Here is a 17,063-nt window from a genome sequence, read left to right as displayed (position 1 = left end):
GGATAAGAAAAGCGCAAGCGCCTTGGTCAGCCTCGACAAGCGCTGGAGCTGGACAATTCTCGAAGTGGAATTTATCTCATAAAAAAATCCCCTGCAAAAATAGACAGGGGATTACATTTATTTTAGAATAGAGCTCTTGTCATTTTCTTGCCGAGCTTCTTCATTTTTCTTCCGGACATCATATTGTTGTTGGAAGCATAGTTGTAAGCTGCCATACCAGCGCCAAAAGCGATTACGGAGGTTAACATTTTATTCATGTGTTTCACCTCTTAATTTTATTTTACATGCCGTATTGACGTTGATCTTCATCAAATAAGTCATCTAGGGAGCTTAATGTTCCATCTTCCTCTACTTGATGGGTATGGATCAGGCCTTTATTCAGTGACAGTTCTATGAAGCAATTCCAGCAGTAATATTGGTTGATGCCAATTTTCCCTATATCCTTGCTTCTGCAATTGGGACAACTTAACATAAGGACACCTCATCTCGATTTTACAGTGACGATGATGGCATCCTTTCCGATTGCAGGGGGACCAGTGGTTTTGATCACACGCTTTCCATTCGTGATATCCGAAAAAAAGCCATCAGTTAATTCGTACCCTACAATCGTGCCCAATTCTTCCAAAAAATATACGTCTTCCAAAAGACCAAGCTGTTCGCCATCTTTGGAAAGCAGCCTTTTGCCAGCAAGGCTTTGGTTATGCTCAAACGTATATTCAGGCTCTGTCTCCAAATGCTCCAAAGCTGATTTGTCCTTCACCATAACGCCATCCCAGCCAAAAGATGCAACATTGCCAACCCTGATCTGAAATGTTTTCTTGATGAACGCACCCTTTTTCACAAGTAAGCCTAGTACGCTTCCATTGCTTGAAATGCTCACATCACAAACTTCGCCCAGTTTTTGTCCACTCGCCAATTCATAGACAGGCAATCCCTTTAAGTGTGAAAATGTCCGCAAAAGTTTGTCCCGCCTTTCCCGAACAATATTAGTTTCCACAGCTTTGCTGGATTCATGTGGTGAAAGGATTTCCATTCTTCAGGCTGATAAAACTTCAAAAAATCCGTGTAATTATTCAGTGGTTTTGCAAACTAATTACAGGTAAGCTTTTCAAGCCTGGGTGAAAATCTTAATGAAAGGAAATAAACTTTATGAAAAAACGGGCATCGGTAATTTTATTCTGTTTGTTTTTATTGTCAATGAATTTACCTGCTGCATATGCAGCTAATCACCCGAGGAATACGTATGAGGTAAAGACTGGGGATTACTTATGGAAAATTGCCTCTACTTATCGGACATCGGTCGAAGACTTAAAACTCATAAACGGTTTGCAATCAGATTTGATTTTAGTGGGGCAGAAGCTTAGGGTACCGATCATGTATGAAGTCGTACCTGGAGACACTCTTTGGAAGCTTTCTGTTTCTTTCAATTCTACTGTACAGTCCATTAAAACAGCTAATAAATTGAACTCGAATGTGATTTATGTGGGTCAAATACTGAGGATTCCTCCAAAAAGGCTGTCCATGCAGGGCCAATACGTGCTAATGACAAGAGAGGAATTTAAGGACTGGCTATTCAATCACCTTTTCACTCGCAAAATCGGCAAGATCCAGCAGCATCATACCTATCAGCCATCTTATCAGCAATTCAATGGCTCGAATCATTTCACCTTATTAAAAGGAATGGAAGACTATCATGTCAATTCCATGAAGTGGAGCACAATCAGCCAGCAGTTGACGACTTTTCCGGATGGGAAAGTAGCTGTCGGGAGGTCTTTCAACACTCCTCCAGAAGGCTCATTTGGACTCCTGAATGAATCAGTGATGCGTGAGATTGAAGCAGACGCATTGGCAATCGAGAATGTTGGGAATTTCGATGCCGGAAATAACCAGATGACAGATGCGCAAAGGGAGACAATCCTTACAGTCACAGCGCTGCTTATGATGAAATTCGGCCTTGCTCCTTCTATTGACACAATCACATATCATCATTGGTGGGATATTAACTCAGGGGAAAGAGTTCTTGATGAAGGCGAAGGCCATGCAGTCAAAACCTGCCCAGGAACCGGCTTTTTCGGCGGAAATTCCACAACTGATGCGAAAAATCAGTTTTATCCTTTAGTGAACAAAAAAATGCATGAAATCTCCGCTTCTTTGAGATAGCGATGAACAAACAAGAACCCGCCATTATGCGGGTTCTTGTCTGTTTACTAGCTTCCTTCTTCCATAAAATCATAAGGAGTCAGGTCTTCCATCCCAATCATAGGATCTGCATTCCTGATTTCTTCCAAATAGTCGACTTCATTTTGGTCCTTTTTCACTTTTGCTGGTGGGGCTTGATCTCGGGCTTCTTGATGGACTTCAACCTTTCCATCATGGTCATCATTGAGTTCAGGAAGCATCTGGATCAGTTTCTCAACTAGTGTCGTGTTCCGCTCGGTATCATCACCACGTTCAATGCCCATTTTTAAAGCATCCTCTTCTCCGACGAGAATCAGGAATTGTTTGCTTCTTGTAATCGCAGTGTAAATCAAATTCCTTCGCAGCATCCGGTAATAGCTTTTTACTACTGGCAACACGACAATGGGGAATTCGCTCCCCTGTGATTTGTGGACTGAACAACAGTAAGCATGGGTAATTTGTGACAAGTCAGGCCTGTTATAGGTAACTTCGATCCCATCGAAGGAAACGATTAGCTGGTCCTGCTTTTCGGTATTTTCTTTTGCATAGAAAATGGCTACAACCTCACCCATATCCCCATTGAAGACATTCGCCTCAGGCTGATTGACAAGCTGAAGGACCTTATCGCCAATCCGATATTTTATATCTCCGAACGCAAGCTCCTTACGGGTTCCATCACCATTAGGATTGAATAAATCCTGGAGCAGTTCGTTCAAGCGGTCAATGCCGGCGGGTCCCCTATACATCGGGGCAAGCACCTGGATATTCTTCGGTGAGTATCCCTTCTTCTTCGCATTGGCGACGACCTTTTCGACGACCTGCGGAATCTGGTTTGTACTGCATTTTATAAAAGAGCGATCTGGCTGCTGGACGGATATGTCACTTGGCAGTACTCCCTTTTTAATCTGGTGGGCAAGATCGATAATGGATGAGCCTTCAGCCTGTCTGTAAATATCCGTCAGCCTTACTGTTGGAACCCTGCCGGAATCGAGCAAATCCTTCAGTACCTGGCCGGGGCCAACGGATGGAAGCTGGTCCTCGTCTCCTACCACAATGACCTGTATATTGTCAGGTAGGGACTTGAACAATTGGTGTCCCAGCCATGTATCGACCATCGAAGTTTCATCAATGATGAGGATTTTCCCTTCAAGCGGCTGATCCTCATTATGTTCAAATCCTTCTGCACCATTCCAACGGAGCAGACGGTGAATCGTCACGGCTGGAAGTCCTGTAGATTCTGTCATACGTTTGGCTGCACGCCCAGTTGGTGCAGCAAGCAGGAATGGATATGGCTCTTCTTTTTTGTAATCCTTCGGATCAAGGGAACAGCCGTGCAGCTCGGCATATAATTCAACAATTCCTTTAATAACGGTCGTTTTTCCTGTACCCGGTCCACCAGTCAGAATCATCATCGGGGACATCAGCGCCGTCTGGATTGCTTCCTTCTGGCTCGGCCCATATTGAACGCCAAGTCGCTCCTCGAGCTCTCCAAGCGCAAGGAGGAATTCTGATTCAGGAAATTGGTTTTCATACTCCGATTGCTCAAGAATTCTTTTGATATTCGCAACAAGCCCTTTTTCTGAATAATAAAGTGATGGCAGATAGATCCGTTGTTCCTCGGCAACCAGTTTACCTTCTTCGCCAAGACTGATGATTTCCTTCGAGATATCAGTGTATTCAATTTCAATATTCTGATTGTCTTCAAGCAGCTTTTTGACATCTACAAGCAGTGCCTCAGCTTCCATAAAGACATGGCCGCCCTGGATGCTTGAACTCTCCAGCGTATATAGTGCTGCTGCCTTAATACGGTCAGGATGATTGCCGGTAAGGCCAAGCTGGCCCCCAAGTTCATCTGCCCTTCCAAAACCGATCCCTTCGATGTCTTCAACCAGCTTATAAGGATTACTCTGGATCACTTCAATTGCCTGCTCTTTATACACCTGATAAATTTTCATTGATAGCTGCGGTCCAAAACCATATTGGTTCAGGGCAACCATGACCTGCTCCAATCCCTGATGCTCCATCAATGTATCATACAAGTCTTTCGCTTTTTCAGGGGGCAGTTTCGGTATTTGTTCAAGAACAGAGGGGTTTTCGATAATCCTCGTGATTGCTTTTTCGCCCAGTGTCTCAACGATTTTTTCTGCTGTTTTCTTACCGATTCCCTTGAAAAGGTCACTCGACAGGTAGCTGACGATACCTTGTTTTGATTGGGGAAGGTCTTTGCGGAAGTGAGTGGCCTGGAATTGTGTCCCGAATTTTGGGTGCTCCTTCACTTCACCAAAGAATATATACGTTTCCTGCTCGTGGATCCGGGGGAAGTATCCTGTGATGACAGCTTCCTTATCTTCATACTGCTCATTTGTTTCCTCTACCCTTATTCTCAGGACTGTATAGAGATTTTGTTCATTATGAAAAATGGTGACAAGATGCTTTCCTTTCATGAACTTTCCCTGCTCAGAAAACAAATCAAGTGTGTCCTGCTTTTCCAAAGGTATCTTCCCCCTTTCCATACATTCGATTTATTTAGTGGAGATCCTGTCCCTCAATCAGTTTTTTGCCGTGGCCTGCAAGCAAGTGGTCTGGCTGGACCTCCAAAGCCCGGTTAAACAATTCAAGCGCTTTTTCTCCATTTTCTTTAAAGCCATATGCGACGCCAAGATTATAAAGGGCGTCAGCATGCTCAGGATCAAGCTTGGTCGCCTGTTCAAGGGTTTGGATCGCTTCATCGATGAATCCTTCCCTTGCCAGGCATAGTCCATATTGGAAATAAGCTTCTGCGTCCATGTCGAGAAGTTCCGTGCTCCGCTGCAAATATGGCAGCGCAAGCTTGCTGTTCCCCATCTGTACAAGGCTCATTCCCAGCATAAAAAAGTTATCGCCAGTTTCAAGTCCTTTTTTCAAGGCTAGTTCAAACATATTTTTTGCTTCTTCAAAATTTTGGGCATCATAAAAAAACCCGCCCTTGCTATAATAAGCTGCCGTTGCATTTTCATCGAGGCTGATTGCCTTGTTGTAAAAATTCATTGCTCTTTCAGTATCACCCACTGCTGTGAGGACATTGCCAAAGTTTATGTATGCAACAGGATCTTCCGGCAGGGCTTCGATTGCTTCCATGAAAGCCTGTGCCGCCTCTTCCCATTTGCCTTCCTTCATAAATTCAATGCCTGTCTGGTTTTTATCCAATTTGAACACTCCAATCTCCAAGCAAGTATATCATATATATAGTGTATTCCATTAAATAAAACAATCCCCGGCGAAGCATGGCCGCCGGGGATATGATCAGCATTAACCGACATATGTCAATTTGCCTCCGTCTTTGAAAATCTCATCAATCGTGCCTCCGCCAAGACATTCTTCGCCGTCATAGAAAACAACAGCTTGTCCCGGGGTTACTGCCCTGATTGGCTCTTTAAAAAGGACTTTCGCGCTTCCATCTTCCTGTAGTTCCACAGTCACAGCGTTATCAGGCTGACGGTATCGGAATTTCGCCGTGCATTCGAAGGTCTTTTCCTTTGGAAGGTCGGATACAAAGCTGACATTAACGGCTGTGATACAATCTGAGTACAGTAGTTCATTGTGGAAGCCTTGTTCAACAAGCAGGACATTGCGTTCCAAATCCTTGCCGACAACGAACCAGGGTTCCCCGGAGCCACCGATGCCAAGTCCCTGGCGCTGGCCAATCGTGTAGTACATAAGCCCGTCATGCTTGCCTTTTACTTCACCTTCCATTGTTTCCATATTTCCTGGTTGTGCAGGAAGGTAATTGCCAAGAAATTCTTTGAAATTCCGTTCGCCTATGAAGCAAATGCCGGTACTGTCTTTTTTAGAAGCCGTCGCAAGGTTCGCTTCCTTTGCCAGCTCCCTTACCCTGGCTTTTTCCAGGTTGCCGATTGGGAAGAGGACTTTTTCCAGCTGACTTTGACTCAATTGGTTCAAGAAATATGTCTGGTCCTTATTTTCATCAAGTCCGCGGAGCATTTTCCGTTCACCGTCGCGATCTTCTACTCTTGCATAATGGCCAGTTGCCAAATAGTCAGCCCCAAGATTGATTGCATGTTCAAGGAATGCCTTGAATTTGATTTCCTTATTGCACATGACATCCGGGTTTGGCGTCCTGCCTGCTTTATATTCATCCAGGAAATAGGTAAAAACCTTATCCCAATATTGTTTTTCAAAATTAACCGCATAATATGGAATGCCGATCTGGTTGCAGACACGGATTACATCCTCATAATCCTCCGTCGCTGTACAAACGCCGTTTTCGTCAGTATCGTCCCAGTTCTTCATGAAGATGCCGATTACATCATAGCCCTGCTCTTTCAATAGCAGCGCTGCAACTGATGAGTCAACCCCCCCGGACATTCCGACCACCACTCTAGTATCCTTTGGTGATTTATCCATTATGCCACACCTCTTTTCTATTAAAACTTATTCTACCCTTCCGGTTATTTCGCCAGCCTCTTGACAATTTTCGCGGTTTCTTCAGCCGCTTTTTCAATCTGCTCCCGCGAATTATTTAAACCGAAACTGAATCGAATTGAATTTGTGAGTCTATCTGAATCTTTGCCGAACATCGCGACAAGCACATGAGAAGGGTCTATCGAGCCTGCTGTGCATGCTGAACCGCTGGATGCTGCGATTCCAGCCAGATCTAGATTGACTAGCATCGCTTCGACATTTGTCCCAGGAAAACTTAAGTTTAAAATATGTGGCAGTGACTTATCAAGTAATCCGTTCTGCTGGAAGGAGATTCCGCCCGTTTCGATTCTATCAATGAAAAGATTCCTGAAATCCTGATAGATGCTGCGCTTGCTTTCAAGCTCCTTTAAGGAAAGCTCGACTGCTTTACGAAAACCGGCGATGGCCGCCACATTCTCTGTTCCTGCCCGTCGTTTCCGTTCCTGCTCGCCTCCAAAAAGCTGGCGTGCAAGTTTAATTCCATCCCGTATATATAAAAAACCGATTCCTTTAGGACCGTTGATTTTATGTGCAGAGACAGAAAGAAGGTCTACCTTCAGGTCATTCACATCCAGCTTTTCGATTCCATATGCTTGAACCGCATCACTATGGAATACGGCTTGATGGTCAGAGAGGATTTGGCCAATTTCTTTTATTGGCTGGATGGCTCCTACTTCATTATTGCCGTACATGACCGTCACGAGAATCGTATCATCTCTCAATGCCTCTTTAAATGCTGCAACCGAAACCAAACCGTCTTCATCCACTGGAAGATATGTGACCTCAAAGCCTCGCTTCTCCAATTCTCCACAGCTGTGGAGCACGGCATGGTGCTCAACCTGTGTCGTGATGATATGCTTCCCTTTTGAGCGATTATTCTCGGCATATCCGATGATAGCCAGGTTATCCGCTTCCGTTCCGCCGCTGGTGAAAATGATATTGTTTGCTTTTGCCCCTATACTTCCCGCAAGTTCATGGCGGGTATCGTCAAGGATTTTCCTGGCTTCACGTCCAAAATGATGGATGCTCGACGGATTTCCGAACTCAGCTTCCATTACCTTTACCATCGCTGCGAGGACCTGGGGATGGACTGGAGTAGTAGCCGCATGGTCCAAATAGATTCTTTCCAAAGTCTTACCCTCTCTTCAGAAGATTTTTGTAGAACAGTGTTAATTAGATATAAAACATATAAGCATCAGATTCGCCGAAATTGTCGGTATGGTTGGCGAGATCTTCGATTGTCGTATTGTCGAGTACATCTTTTACCGCGTCTCGAATGCGTGTCCAGAGTTCACGCTTGGCAGGTTCTTCATCCTCAATGCCTTCAACGATGCTGATTGGCCCCTCGAGGACACGGATGATGTCGCCAGCTGAGATTTTTGATGGTTCAGAGCCTAGTTTATACCCTCCATATGCTCCCCTGATGCTTTTCACCAGGCCTGCATTCCTTAGTGGAGCAACGAGCTGCTCTAAATAATGCTCCGATAAATCATTAGTTTGCGCAATGGACTTCAGAGATATCGGTCCTTCACCATAATTCTTGGCAAGCTCAATCATGATGGTGAGTCCATAGCGTCCCTTCGTCGATATTTTCATATTGCACCTCTATCCCATATTCTTAAAGGTTATTTTTTCCAATCATATATTAATGCCCCACGAGGCATTCTCTCAATTTAAATTTTACCAAAATCCTAAGTCAATAGGTAGGCTTTTGACATTATAGCACAAATTGCATGTTCAATGCGCAAGACCGCCGTTCATGGTATTGTATATATACGAAATACGCGATTTATTGGAGCGATGAGCATGAACCTTAAACCTCTGGCTTTCAGGATGAGGCCGCGGACAATTGATGAAGTGATTGGCCAATCACATCTTGTTTCCGAAGGAAAAATCATAAACAGAATGGTGAAGGCACGGCAATTATCTTCAATGATTCTTTACGGTCCGCCTGGAATTGGTAAAACCTCGATTGCCAGTGCAATTGCCGGAAGCACGAATTTTGCATTCAGGACACTGAATGCTGTGACTAATAATAAAAAAGATATGGAAGTGGTTGCAGCCGAAGCGAAGATGTCAGGAAAAGTCATCCTGCTCCTTGATGAGGTGCATCGCCTCGACAAAGCGAAACAAGACTTCCTGCTCCCTTATCTTGAAAATGGAATGATGGTCCTGATTGGTGCTACTACCAGCAATCCATATCATGCAATCAATCCTGCAATCAGGTCCAGATGCCAGATCTTCGAATTGAAGCCGCTTGAACCCGAGGATATAAAAGCTGCGTTAATAAGGGCGATTTCAGACGAAGAAAGAGGCCTGGGAAAATTAAAGATTGAGATCACCGATGAAGCCCTTACCCATTTTGCCACTGCTTCTGGCGGGGATGTGAGAAGTTCATTGAATGCACTAGAACTTGCTGTACTTTCTACTGAAACTGATGAAGACGGAGTGATCCACATCGGGGAAAGTGCTGCAGAAGAGTGCATGCAGAAGAAAAGCCTCGCACATGACAAAGACGGTGATGCCCACTATGATGTGCTCTCAGGTTTCCAGAAATCCATCAGGGGAAGCGACGTGAATGCTGCCCTCCACTACCTTGGCAGATTGATTGAAGCAGGTGATCTTGTCAGTATCAACCGCAGGCTTCTGGTAATAGCCTATGAAGATATCGGACTGGCGAGCCCGCAGGCTGGCCAAAGGACGCTTGCAGCAATCGAAGCTGCGGAAAGGGTTGGTTTTCCGGAGGCGAGAATTCCGCTGGCTAACGCTGTCATAGAGTTATGCCTGTCGCCAAAGTCCAATTCTGCTTATGTAGCGATTGATTCTGCCCTTTCAGATATCCGTTCAGGCATCAGCGGCGAAGTACCTGACCATTTGAAGGATGCCCATTATAAAGGGGCCAAAGATCTTGGAAGAGGTGTAGATTATCTTTACCCACATGACTATGAAGGCGGTTGGGTCAAGCAGCAGTATCTTCCTGACAGGATTAAGAACAAGGTGTATTACAAGCCTAAGAGGACAGGAAAATTTGAACAGGCAATAGCAGCAATCTATGAAAAAATAACAGGACATAAAAAATAAGCGGAAGGGCCACCGTGGACCCTTCCGCTTATTTTTTAGCTATTCACACGGTTAATTTCAATATCTTTTAACAGTTCTCTTACGACATAGCTTGCCATGATGAGCCCTGCCACTGATGGAACAAATGCATTGGAAGATGGAGGCATTTTTGCTTTGCGGATTTCCGCATTGTCATTGCCCACCTCTTTGCGGACATCTTCACGAATCACGATTGGACTTTCATCAGAGAAAACAACCGGAATGCCCTTTTTGATTCCTTCTTTCCGCAGGCGGGTACGAATCACTTTCGCAAGCGGATCGGTATGTGTCTTGAAGATATCTGCAATCATGAATCTCGTTGGATCCATCTTGTTCGCTGCACCCATGCTTGAAATCATAGGAATGTTACGCTTAAGGGATTCCTTGATCAAATGGATTTTATAAGAAATCGTATCAGAAGCATCGACGATGAAATCAAGGTTGTAGCCGAAAATCTCTTCATATGTTTCTTCTGTATAGAACATCTTTAACGCAATGACCTCACAGTCAGGATTGATATCTCTGATTCTGTCGCGCATCACTTCTACTTTCTGTTTTCCTACTGTCGAAAGAAGCGCGATCAGCTGGCGGTTGACATTCGTGATATCGACATCATCCTTGTCAATCAATATAAGCTTGCCCACACCAGACCTCGCCAGAGCTTCTGCAGCGAAGGAACCAACACCACCGATTCCGAGAACTGCAACAGTACTATTTTTCATTATATCAAGGCCCTCTTTTCCGATGGCCAATTCATTTCTTGAAAATTGATGAAGCATGCAAACTCACTCCAAATTATAAGATTGATGTTACTATCTATACCCGCTTTTGAATATAACATACCCGCCGTTAAATTCAAGTATTTTTATAGGAATTAATGAGTTTATAAGGAGGTTTATTTTGGCAGGGTTGAGTGTGGTTAATAAAACAAGCATTAATTGATGGTTTATGTGGTTTGGCTTACGGACACTGCGATGGCGGTTCCTCCGAGTTTTATCCGTTAGAGCCTCTCGTACGGACTGTTTGATTATAATGTCTAAGAAACAAGTTTTAATGGACATTTCAGAAAGGTGAGGATGCCGAAGTGTCTAAGAAAGAGAGTTTTATGGACATTTAAGAACGAAGAGGCAGTCAAAATGTCTAAAAAACAATGTTTTATGGACATTTCAGGATTTAGAAACAGTCAAAATGGCTAAGAAACAGGGTTTTATGGACATTCCAGAATGAAGTGGCAGTCAAAATGTCTAGGAACAGGTTTTAATAGACATTTCCTTCGAGTTTAATCCGTTATAGCCCTGCCAAATGACACTTACACTGCGGTTCCTCCGAGTTTTATCCGTCATAGCCCCTCTTACGGACAATTCGATGACGATTCCTCCAGTTTCTGTCCGTCACAGCCCCTCTTACGGACAATTCGATAACAATTCTTCCAGTTTCTGTCCGTTAAAAGTTCATAACATCAAAAAAACCATGCAAATGCATGGTTTTTGAGTTCGTATGTAGGAAGAGTCCCAATCGTGCCGTCGTGTTGGTTGCCTTCGTCTTGAACCCGCTCTCAGCAGGTGGGTGCCCTGTTCCGGATTTCTGTAAGTCCTCTAGCCAGAGGCATTTACGCGGCCCGAAAACACGGACTCCCGAAGGATAGATGTTAGGTCAAAACTTCAGGTTAAACAACGAACACATCAGGACTCTTCTTTTGTTGTTATTATATTACCACACGTCCGTATGAACTTCAAGAATATGGCCGTTGGATATTACTGGTCTTTCTTGACATTTAATGACAAATGCAACTCATCCAGCTGGGCTCCGCTTACCTCGCCCGGGGCATCAGTTAGCAGGTCGCTTGCGCTCGCTGTTTTCGGGAACGCGATTGTATCACGCAGGTTGGATCTGCCAGCAAGAAGCATGACCATTCTGTCCAGTCCAAGGGCGATTCCGCCATGTGGAGGAGTTCCATATTCGAATGCCTCAAGCAGGAATCCGAATTGCTCATTAGCCTGTTCTTTAGTGAAACCAAGAACTGAGAACATTTTTTCCTGGACTGTTCTTTCAAAGATCCTCAATGATCCGCCGCCCAGCTCATAGCCATTTAGGACAAGGTCATATGCCTGTGCTTTTACCTTGGCTGGATCGCTGTCAAGCATTGCAAGATCTTCGCGGACCGGCATTGTGAATGGATGGTGTGCTGCGAAGTAACGATCTGCATCCTCATCGAATTCCAAAAGCGGCCAGTCTGTGATCCACAGGAAGTTGAATTTGTTCTGGTCAATCAGGCCAAGCTCTTTTCCTAGTTTCAAGCGCAATGCGCCAAGAGCGTCTGCCACTACATTTTTCTTATCTGCCACGAACAGCAGGAGGTCACCAGCAGTTACATCAAGCTTGGATTGAAGGGTTTGCTGTTCTTCTTCTGCAAAGAACTTGGAGATTGGCCCTTTTAGGCCATCCTCTTCTGCTTTCAGCCAGGCAAGACCTTTTGCACCATATACTGAAACAAACTCAGTCAAGGCGTCAATATCCTTACGGGAGTAGTTTGCTGCTGCACCTTTAACATTGATTGCTTTAACCTGGCCTCCAGTAGCAACTGCCGAAGCAAACACTTTGAATCCGGAATCCTTAACTTCTTCAGAAAGGTCAACGAGTTCCATTTCAAAACGAGTGTCTGGCTTATCAGAACCATAACGGCTCATAGCTTCTTCATAGCTCATGCGCGGGAATGGTGATGGAACTTCCAGGCCCTTAACATCTGCCATAACCTTTTGCATCATCTTTTCAGTAAGACCCATGATGTCTTCCTGGCTCATGAAGCTCGTTTCGATATCGACTTGCGTGAACTCCGGCTGACGGTCAGCGCGGAGGTCCTCATCACGGAAACAGCGTGCAATTTGGTAATAACGTTCGAATCCGCCAACCATCATCAGCTGTTTGAAAAGCTGCGGTGATTGTGGCAGTGCGTAGAATTCACCTGGATGTACTCGGCTTGGAACTAGATAGTCCCTTGCTCCTTCAGGTGTGCTCTTTGTTAGGATTGGAGTTTCAACATCCAGGAAGCCTTCGCCATCTAGAAAATCACGAATCGCCTTGGTTACCTGATGCCTCATCTTGAAGGTTTCAAACATGACTGGACGGCGAAGATCCAAATAACGATATTTTAAACGCACATCTTCTGATACGTCCGTTTTATCCGCGATCACAAAAGGTGTAGTTTTCGCTTCATTTATTATAGTAAGTTCCTCAACCTGAACTTCAATTTTTCCCGTTTCGAGATTAGGATTGACACTTCCTTCACTGCGGGCAATGACTGACCCTTTCACGTCCAGAACGTATTCAGTCCGGACTTTTTCAGCCAGTGCAAGTGCTTCAGGTGAAACATCAGGATTAAAGACAATCTGCACTATTCCAGTCCTGTCTCTAAGGTCGATGAAAATCAGGCCTCCTAGGTCACGGCGCTTCTGTACCCAGCCTTTAAGCGTTACCTTTTTTCCAATTGCCTCTTCTGTTACTTCACCGCAAAAATATGTTCTCCCAAACATCTAATCTCCCCCTCTAGTTGCAGATCTCCTTGAATTTTTCAATAAAACTCTCAAGCGGCAATTCGACCTGGTCACCGTCCGCCATTGATTTTAAATTGATTTTATTCTCTTTTAATTCGTCATCACCAAGAACTGCTACATATTTCGCATTCACTCTGTCCGCAGCCTTGAATTGAGCTTTGATTTTGCGGTCCTGGTAATCCCGTTCAGCAGAAAAGCCTGCTGCTCTTAACTTGTGGAGCAATCCTACGGTATAATCCTTAGCTTCTTCCCCAAGTGAAACGAGATAGCAGTCGATTCCTTCTTTCACTGGAAGTTCCACACCCTCAGCATCAAGCGCAGCAAGCAATCTTTCAATACTTAATGCAAAACCGATTCCCGGTGTTTCCGGTCCGCCGATTTCTTCTACAAGTCCATTGTATCTGCCGCCGCCGCATAGGGTCGTGATTGCTCCGAATCCTTCTGCATTGCTCATGATTTCGAAGGCAGTGTGGTTATAATAGTCCAAACCGCGAACCAGATTTGCGTCCACTTCGAATTGTATTCCCAAATCAGACAGATACTTTTGGACCTTATTAAAGTATTGAGCAGATTCCTCAGTTAGATAGTCAATAATTGATGGAGCGCTCTTCATCAGCTGGTGGTCGCGGTCCGTTTTGCAATCAAGGATTCGCATCGGATTTTTTTCAAGACGGTTCTGGCAATCGCTGCAGAATTCTTCGATCCGAGGTTTAAAGTGATTTACCAGAGCCTCTCTGTGCGCTGTACGGCTCTCTTTGTCTCCAAGGCTATTAACCACTAACTTAAGCTTCTTCAGTCCAAGCTCCTGATAGATTCCCATCGCCAATGAAATCACTTCAGCATCAATGGCCGGGTCTGCGCTTCCCATTGCCTCTACACCAAACTGGACGAATTGGCGGAAGCGCCCAGCCTGAGGGCGTTCATATCGGAACATTGGACCCATGTAATAAAGCTTTACTGGCTGGTTCGGATTGCCGAACAATTTGTTTTCGACGAAAGAGCGGACAGCAGCTGCTGTTCCTTCAGGTCTGAGTGTGAGGCTGCGGTCCCCTCTGTCGGTAAATGTGTACATTTCTTTTTGGACGATATCCGTTGTATCACCAACGCCTCGCTGGAATAATTCAGTATGCTCAAAAATCGGTGTCCTGATTTCCCGATATTGGTATCTTTCGCAAAGTTCTCTTGCTTTCGCCTCAATAAGCTGCCATTTTTCAGACTGTCCCGGCAAAATGTCCTGTGTTCCGCGTGGGATTTTGATTTGATTCGACACAGTTCATCCTCCTCCATTCATTAAATCTTTATTTATGTAAAAAATAGGTAAATAAATACAAAAAAGCCCCCAATCCCTTGCTATAATAACAAGGGACGAGAGCTTTGATTCCCGTGGTGCCACCCTAATTGAAGCGCCAATCGGCACTTCCACTTTAACAGTTAACGCCTGCTTACGTCTTCTCCTATTTACGGTGTTGCCCATGTTCAGAGAAAATCCTACGGAGTGTTCATTCACCAAGTCATCATGCAGAAATGCTCTCAGCCGCGGCATTCCCTCTCTGATCACGTGTTTCCTGGCTACTGTGCTCCATCAACGGTATGTTTTCGGTATGACATTTTATTTATATTATAATACGGAGTACACTTTTGAAAGTCAAGCACATTTACGAACGTTCTAGCTGTTTTTTCAATTTTCTTACGTCACGGAGAGAGAGCCCAAATTCTGAGGCCAATTCCACTACGTGAGAGCTTTGTTCTTTTTGGATGAAATCATGGAAATCCACCCCAAACAATTGATTCTCCCCGAATGAAGCAGACATTCCTTTATCGCTGAACCGCATGGTATCACCTTCCATTATTTATTCCTACTATTCTTCCCACCCTTTTAAAATTTTATATAAACTTTTTTCACTTGAATTTTTCTTTATTGATTCCGATATAAGAAAAAAGTCTTCGTGATTTTACCGGTAAATTCCGGTAAAATATTTTAATAAAGACTGAAATGGGAGGGAGATCATTGTCCAAAAATAAAATGGTTCCTGTCATCCTTTGCTTGATGCTTATTATTGGGAACCTGCCAGCCCTGAAAACAGCAAGCGCGGATAATGGAAGCATCACAATTACCGCAACGAGCCTGAATGTCAGGTCGGGCCCGGGCTTAAGCTACCCGGTTGCGGGATCAGTGAAAAAGGGAGAAAGGTACTCAATTGTCAAGGAGGACGGCGATTGGATCCAGATAAGCCTTAGCGGAAGCAAAAAGGGGTGGGTTGCCGAATGGTTTACATCCAGGGAAACTGTAAAAACAGCAGTGTCTGAAAAGGCAACAGGAAGCACTGGCACCATCACAACAAACGGCCTTAGAGTCCGGAAAGGTGCAGGGACCAATTATCAGGTCATAGGATCGTTGAATAGCGGACAAGCAGTAGAAATCATCAGTTCAAACGGCAATTGGGCCGAAGTCAAGACTTCAGGGATTCGTGGATGGGTTGCCAAGGAATACATTAAATATAAAAACACTATAAGTCAGCCGGCTGCCGGAAATAAGAAAGCCAGCGGCACAGTCACTGCTACTTCTTTGAACGTCCGGGAGAAGCCTTCATTAAATGCAGGGTCACTTGGACAATTGAAAAAGGGTGCGGTCGTCACAGTCCTATCTCAGTCAAGCGGATGGGCCGAGATTACTTATTCCGGAAAAAGTGCATGGGTGAGTTCCCAATTCTTGAAAATTACCGGAACGCCTGCACCGGCAAGCGGAAAACCTTCCGAACCCGCTGATCAGTATACTGGTACGGTTACAGCGTCACAGCTGAACGTACGTGATCGAAATTCCCTTGATGGAAAGGTCGTCGGTTCTGTATCCAAGGGGCAGAAGTTTCAAATTCTAGAGGAACAAAACAACTGGGTGAAAATCGAGTTCCAGTCCGGCAAAACAGGCTGGGCTGCAGGCTGGTTTTTCGACAAGACGAAAAATGGACCAGCAGTGACTCCTAATCAATCTGTAAAAAACAGCAGTGTTTCCATGCTTCACAATGGGACAAACATCCGCAAGGGACCAGGCACTGGCACATCGGTCATATACAGGGCCAATCAGGGAGATAGCTTTGAAATCATCAGTGTGGAAAAAGACTGGTATAAAATTTCGCTCCCAAATGGTTCGACTGGTTTCGTTGCAGGCTGGATTGTCACGGTTCAAGGAAATGCACCGCAAATCGAAAAGCCAGGAGCGGAAAAACACACGAAGAACAAAACGATTGTGATTGATCCCGGCCATGGTGGCAGGGATAACGGTACAACTGGTGTTAGGGGTACATTGGAAAAAAACCTCACATTGAAAACTGCGCAGCTTTTATATGACAAGCTAAGGGCTGCTGGCACAAATGCAATCCTGACAAGGAATAACGATTCTTATATCTCATTGGCCTCGAGGGTAAGCAGCTCACATTACCATAATGCCGATGCTTTCATCAGCATCCATTATGACAGCATCAATGACCGAAGCGTAAGAGGAATGACAACATACTATTTCAATTCAAAACAAAAGCCTTTAGCAGAGCAAATCCATTCATCAGTTGTCAGCAAGACAATGCTGAAGAATCGGGGTGCCCGTTCGGGGGATTATCATGTCATCAGGGAAAACAGGCAAGAAGCCGTACTCCTGGAATTAGGTTATTTAAGCAATCCAGCCGAAGAAATGCTGATAAATACCGCCCAATATCAGCAGACAGTAGCCAATGGCATTTTTGAAGGACTCGCGCGCCATTTTAAAAATAATTAACAGAAAAG

At 44.6% G+C, this 17,063-nt stretch carries 15 protein-coding genes, 1 other RNA gene and 1 other annotated feature; of the genes, 3 read left to right on the top strand and 13 right to left on the bottom strand.

All coding sequences use genetic code 11. The features are described from left to right. Window positions 1-122: 122 nt before the first annotated feature. The 3 genes from ACXAEA_RS07490 to ACXAEA_RS07480 are packed head-to-tail and all read right to left on the bottom strand — an operon-like array spanning window position 123 to window position 958. Window positions 123-257 carry a YrzQ family protein gene (locus ACXAEA_RS07490; protein WP_475095279.1) on the bottom strand — a complete coding sequence of 45 codons (135 nt, stop codon included), beginning with the start codon at window positions 255-257 and terminating at the stop codon, window positions 123-125. 23 nt (window positions 258-280) lie between these two features. After that, a complete protein-coding gene (locus tag ACXAEA_RS07485; protein ID WP_144476106.1) occupies window positions 281-472 on the bottom strand; it encodes a hypothetical protein in 192 nt (63 codons plus the stop codon). 9 nt (window positions 473-481) lie between these two features. Continuing rightward, window positions 482-958 (bottom strand): PRC-barrel domain-containing protein, encoded by a 477-nt coding sequence (locus tag ACXAEA_RS07480; protein WP_475095278.1) that lies wholly within the window; start codon window positions 956-958, stop codon window positions 482-484. Between the two features lie 191 nt (window positions 959-1,149). On the opposite strand from ACXAEA_RS07480, the gene ACXAEA_RS07475 reads away from it, so the two are divergent. Continuing rightward, window positions 1,150-2,160, top strand: a complete 1,011-nt coding sequence (locus tag ACXAEA_RS07475; protein ID WP_475095277.1) for a peptidoglycan recognition protein family protein — start codon at window positions 1,150-1,152, stop codon at window positions 2,158-2,160. 47 nt (window positions 2,161-2,207) lie between these two features. Here ACXAEA_RS07475 and recD2 read toward each other — a convergent pair whose 3' ends face one another. From recD2 to cymR, 5 genes are all read right to left on the bottom strand, one after another. Next, on the bottom strand, window positions 2,208-4,670 hold the full coding sequence (gene recD2 / locus ACXAEA_RS07470; RefSeq protein WP_475095276.1) for an SF1B family DNA helicase RecD2: 2,463 nt from the start codon (window positions 4,668-4,670) through the stop codon (window positions 2,208-2,210). A gap of 34 nt (window positions 4,671-4,704) precedes the next feature. Next, on the bottom strand, window positions 4,705-5,364 hold the full coding sequence (locus ACXAEA_RS07465; RefSeq protein WP_475095275.1) for a tetratricopeptide repeat protein: 660 nt from the start codon (window positions 5,362-5,364) through the stop codon (window positions 4,705-4,707). Between the two features lie 102 nt (window positions 5,365-5,466). Next, window positions 5,467-6,582 carry a tRNA 2-thiouridine(34) synthase MnmA gene (gene mnmA / locus ACXAEA_RS07460; RefSeq protein WP_475095274.1) on the bottom strand — a complete coding sequence of 372 codons (1,116 nt, stop codon included), beginning with the start codon at window positions 6,580-6,582 and terminating at the stop codon, window positions 5,467-5,469. Between the two features lie 44 nt (window positions 6,583-6,626). After that, window positions 6,627-7,769: a cysteine desulfurase family protein gene (locus tag ACXAEA_RS07455; RefSeq protein WP_475095273.1), complete on the bottom strand. Its 1,143-nt coding sequence runs from the start codon at window positions 7,767-7,769 to the stop codon at window positions 6,627-6,629. A gap of 43 nt (window positions 7,770-7,812) precedes the next feature. Next, window positions 7,813-8,235, bottom strand: coding sequence for a cysteine metabolism transcriptional regulator CymR (gene cymR / locus ACXAEA_RS07450; protein ID WP_475095272.1), 423 nt, complete (start codon window positions 8,233-8,235; stop codon window positions 7,813-7,815). A gap of 210 nt (window positions 8,236-8,445) precedes the next feature. Here cymR and ACXAEA_RS07445 point away from each other — a divergent pair, with 210 nt between their 5' ends. Then, the gene (locus ACXAEA_RS07445) at window positions 8,446-9,720 is read left to right on the top strand and encodes a replication-associated recombination protein A (protein WP_475095271.1); all 1,275 of its coding nucleotides are present in this window, start codon (window positions 8,446-8,448) and stop codon (window positions 9,718-9,720) included. A 35-nt stretch (window positions 9,721-9,755) separates the two neighbouring features. Here the strand turns inward: ACXAEA_RS07445 and ACXAEA_RS07440 are convergent, their stop codons facing one another. From ACXAEA_RS07440 to ACXAEA_RS07420, 5 genes are all read right to left on the bottom strand, one after another. Further along, entirely contained in the window at window positions 9,756-10,517 is a 762-nt protein-coding gene (locus ACXAEA_RS07440; protein WP_475095270.1) for a tRNA threonylcarbamoyladenosine dehydratase, read from the bottom strand. Window positions 10,518-11,242: 725 nt separating this feature from the next. After that, a non-coding RNA gene (gene ssrS / locus ACXAEA_RS07435) (6S RNA) lies at window positions 11,243-11,430 on the bottom strand. Window positions 11,431-11,492: 62 nt separating this feature from the next. Further along, a complete protein-coding gene (aspS, locus tag ACXAEA_RS07430) occupies window positions 11,493-13,268 on the bottom strand; it encodes an aspartate--tRNA ligase (protein ID WP_475095269.1) in 1,776 nt (591 codons plus the stop codon). A 13-nt stretch (window positions 13,269-13,281) separates the two neighbouring features. Beyond that, window positions 13,282-14,559, bottom strand: a complete 1,278-nt coding sequence (hisS, locus tag ACXAEA_RS07425; RefSeq protein ID WP_475095268.1) for a histidine--tRNA ligase — start codon at window positions 14,557-14,559, stop codon at window positions 13,282-13,284. Between the two features lie 88 nt (window positions 14,560-14,647). Beyond that, window positions 14,648-14,884 (bottom strand) — a binding site (T-box leader). Window positions 14,885-14,944: 60 nt separating this feature from the next. Beyond that, window positions 14,945-15,121 carry a hypothetical protein gene (locus ACXAEA_RS07420; RefSeq protein WP_475095267.1) on the bottom strand — a complete coding sequence of 59 codons (177 nt, stop codon included), beginning with the start codon at window positions 15,119-15,121 and terminating at the stop codon, window positions 14,945-14,947. Window positions 15,122-15,297: 176 nt separating this feature from the next. On the opposite strand from ACXAEA_RS07420, the gene ACXAEA_RS07415 reads away from it, so the two are divergent. Next, window positions 15,298-17,055, top strand: coding sequence for an SH3 domain-containing protein (locus ACXAEA_RS07415; protein WP_475095266.1), 1,758 nt, complete (start codon window positions 15,298-15,300; stop codon window positions 17,053-17,055). The last annotated feature ends 8 nt before the right edge of the window (window positions 17,056-17,063 follow it).

It is taken from the genome of Mesobacillus sp. ABV4_180, assembly GCF_056158485.1.
Note: the sequence above shows the minus strand (reverse complement) of the source record. Positions and strands in the feature narration are given on the sequence as shown.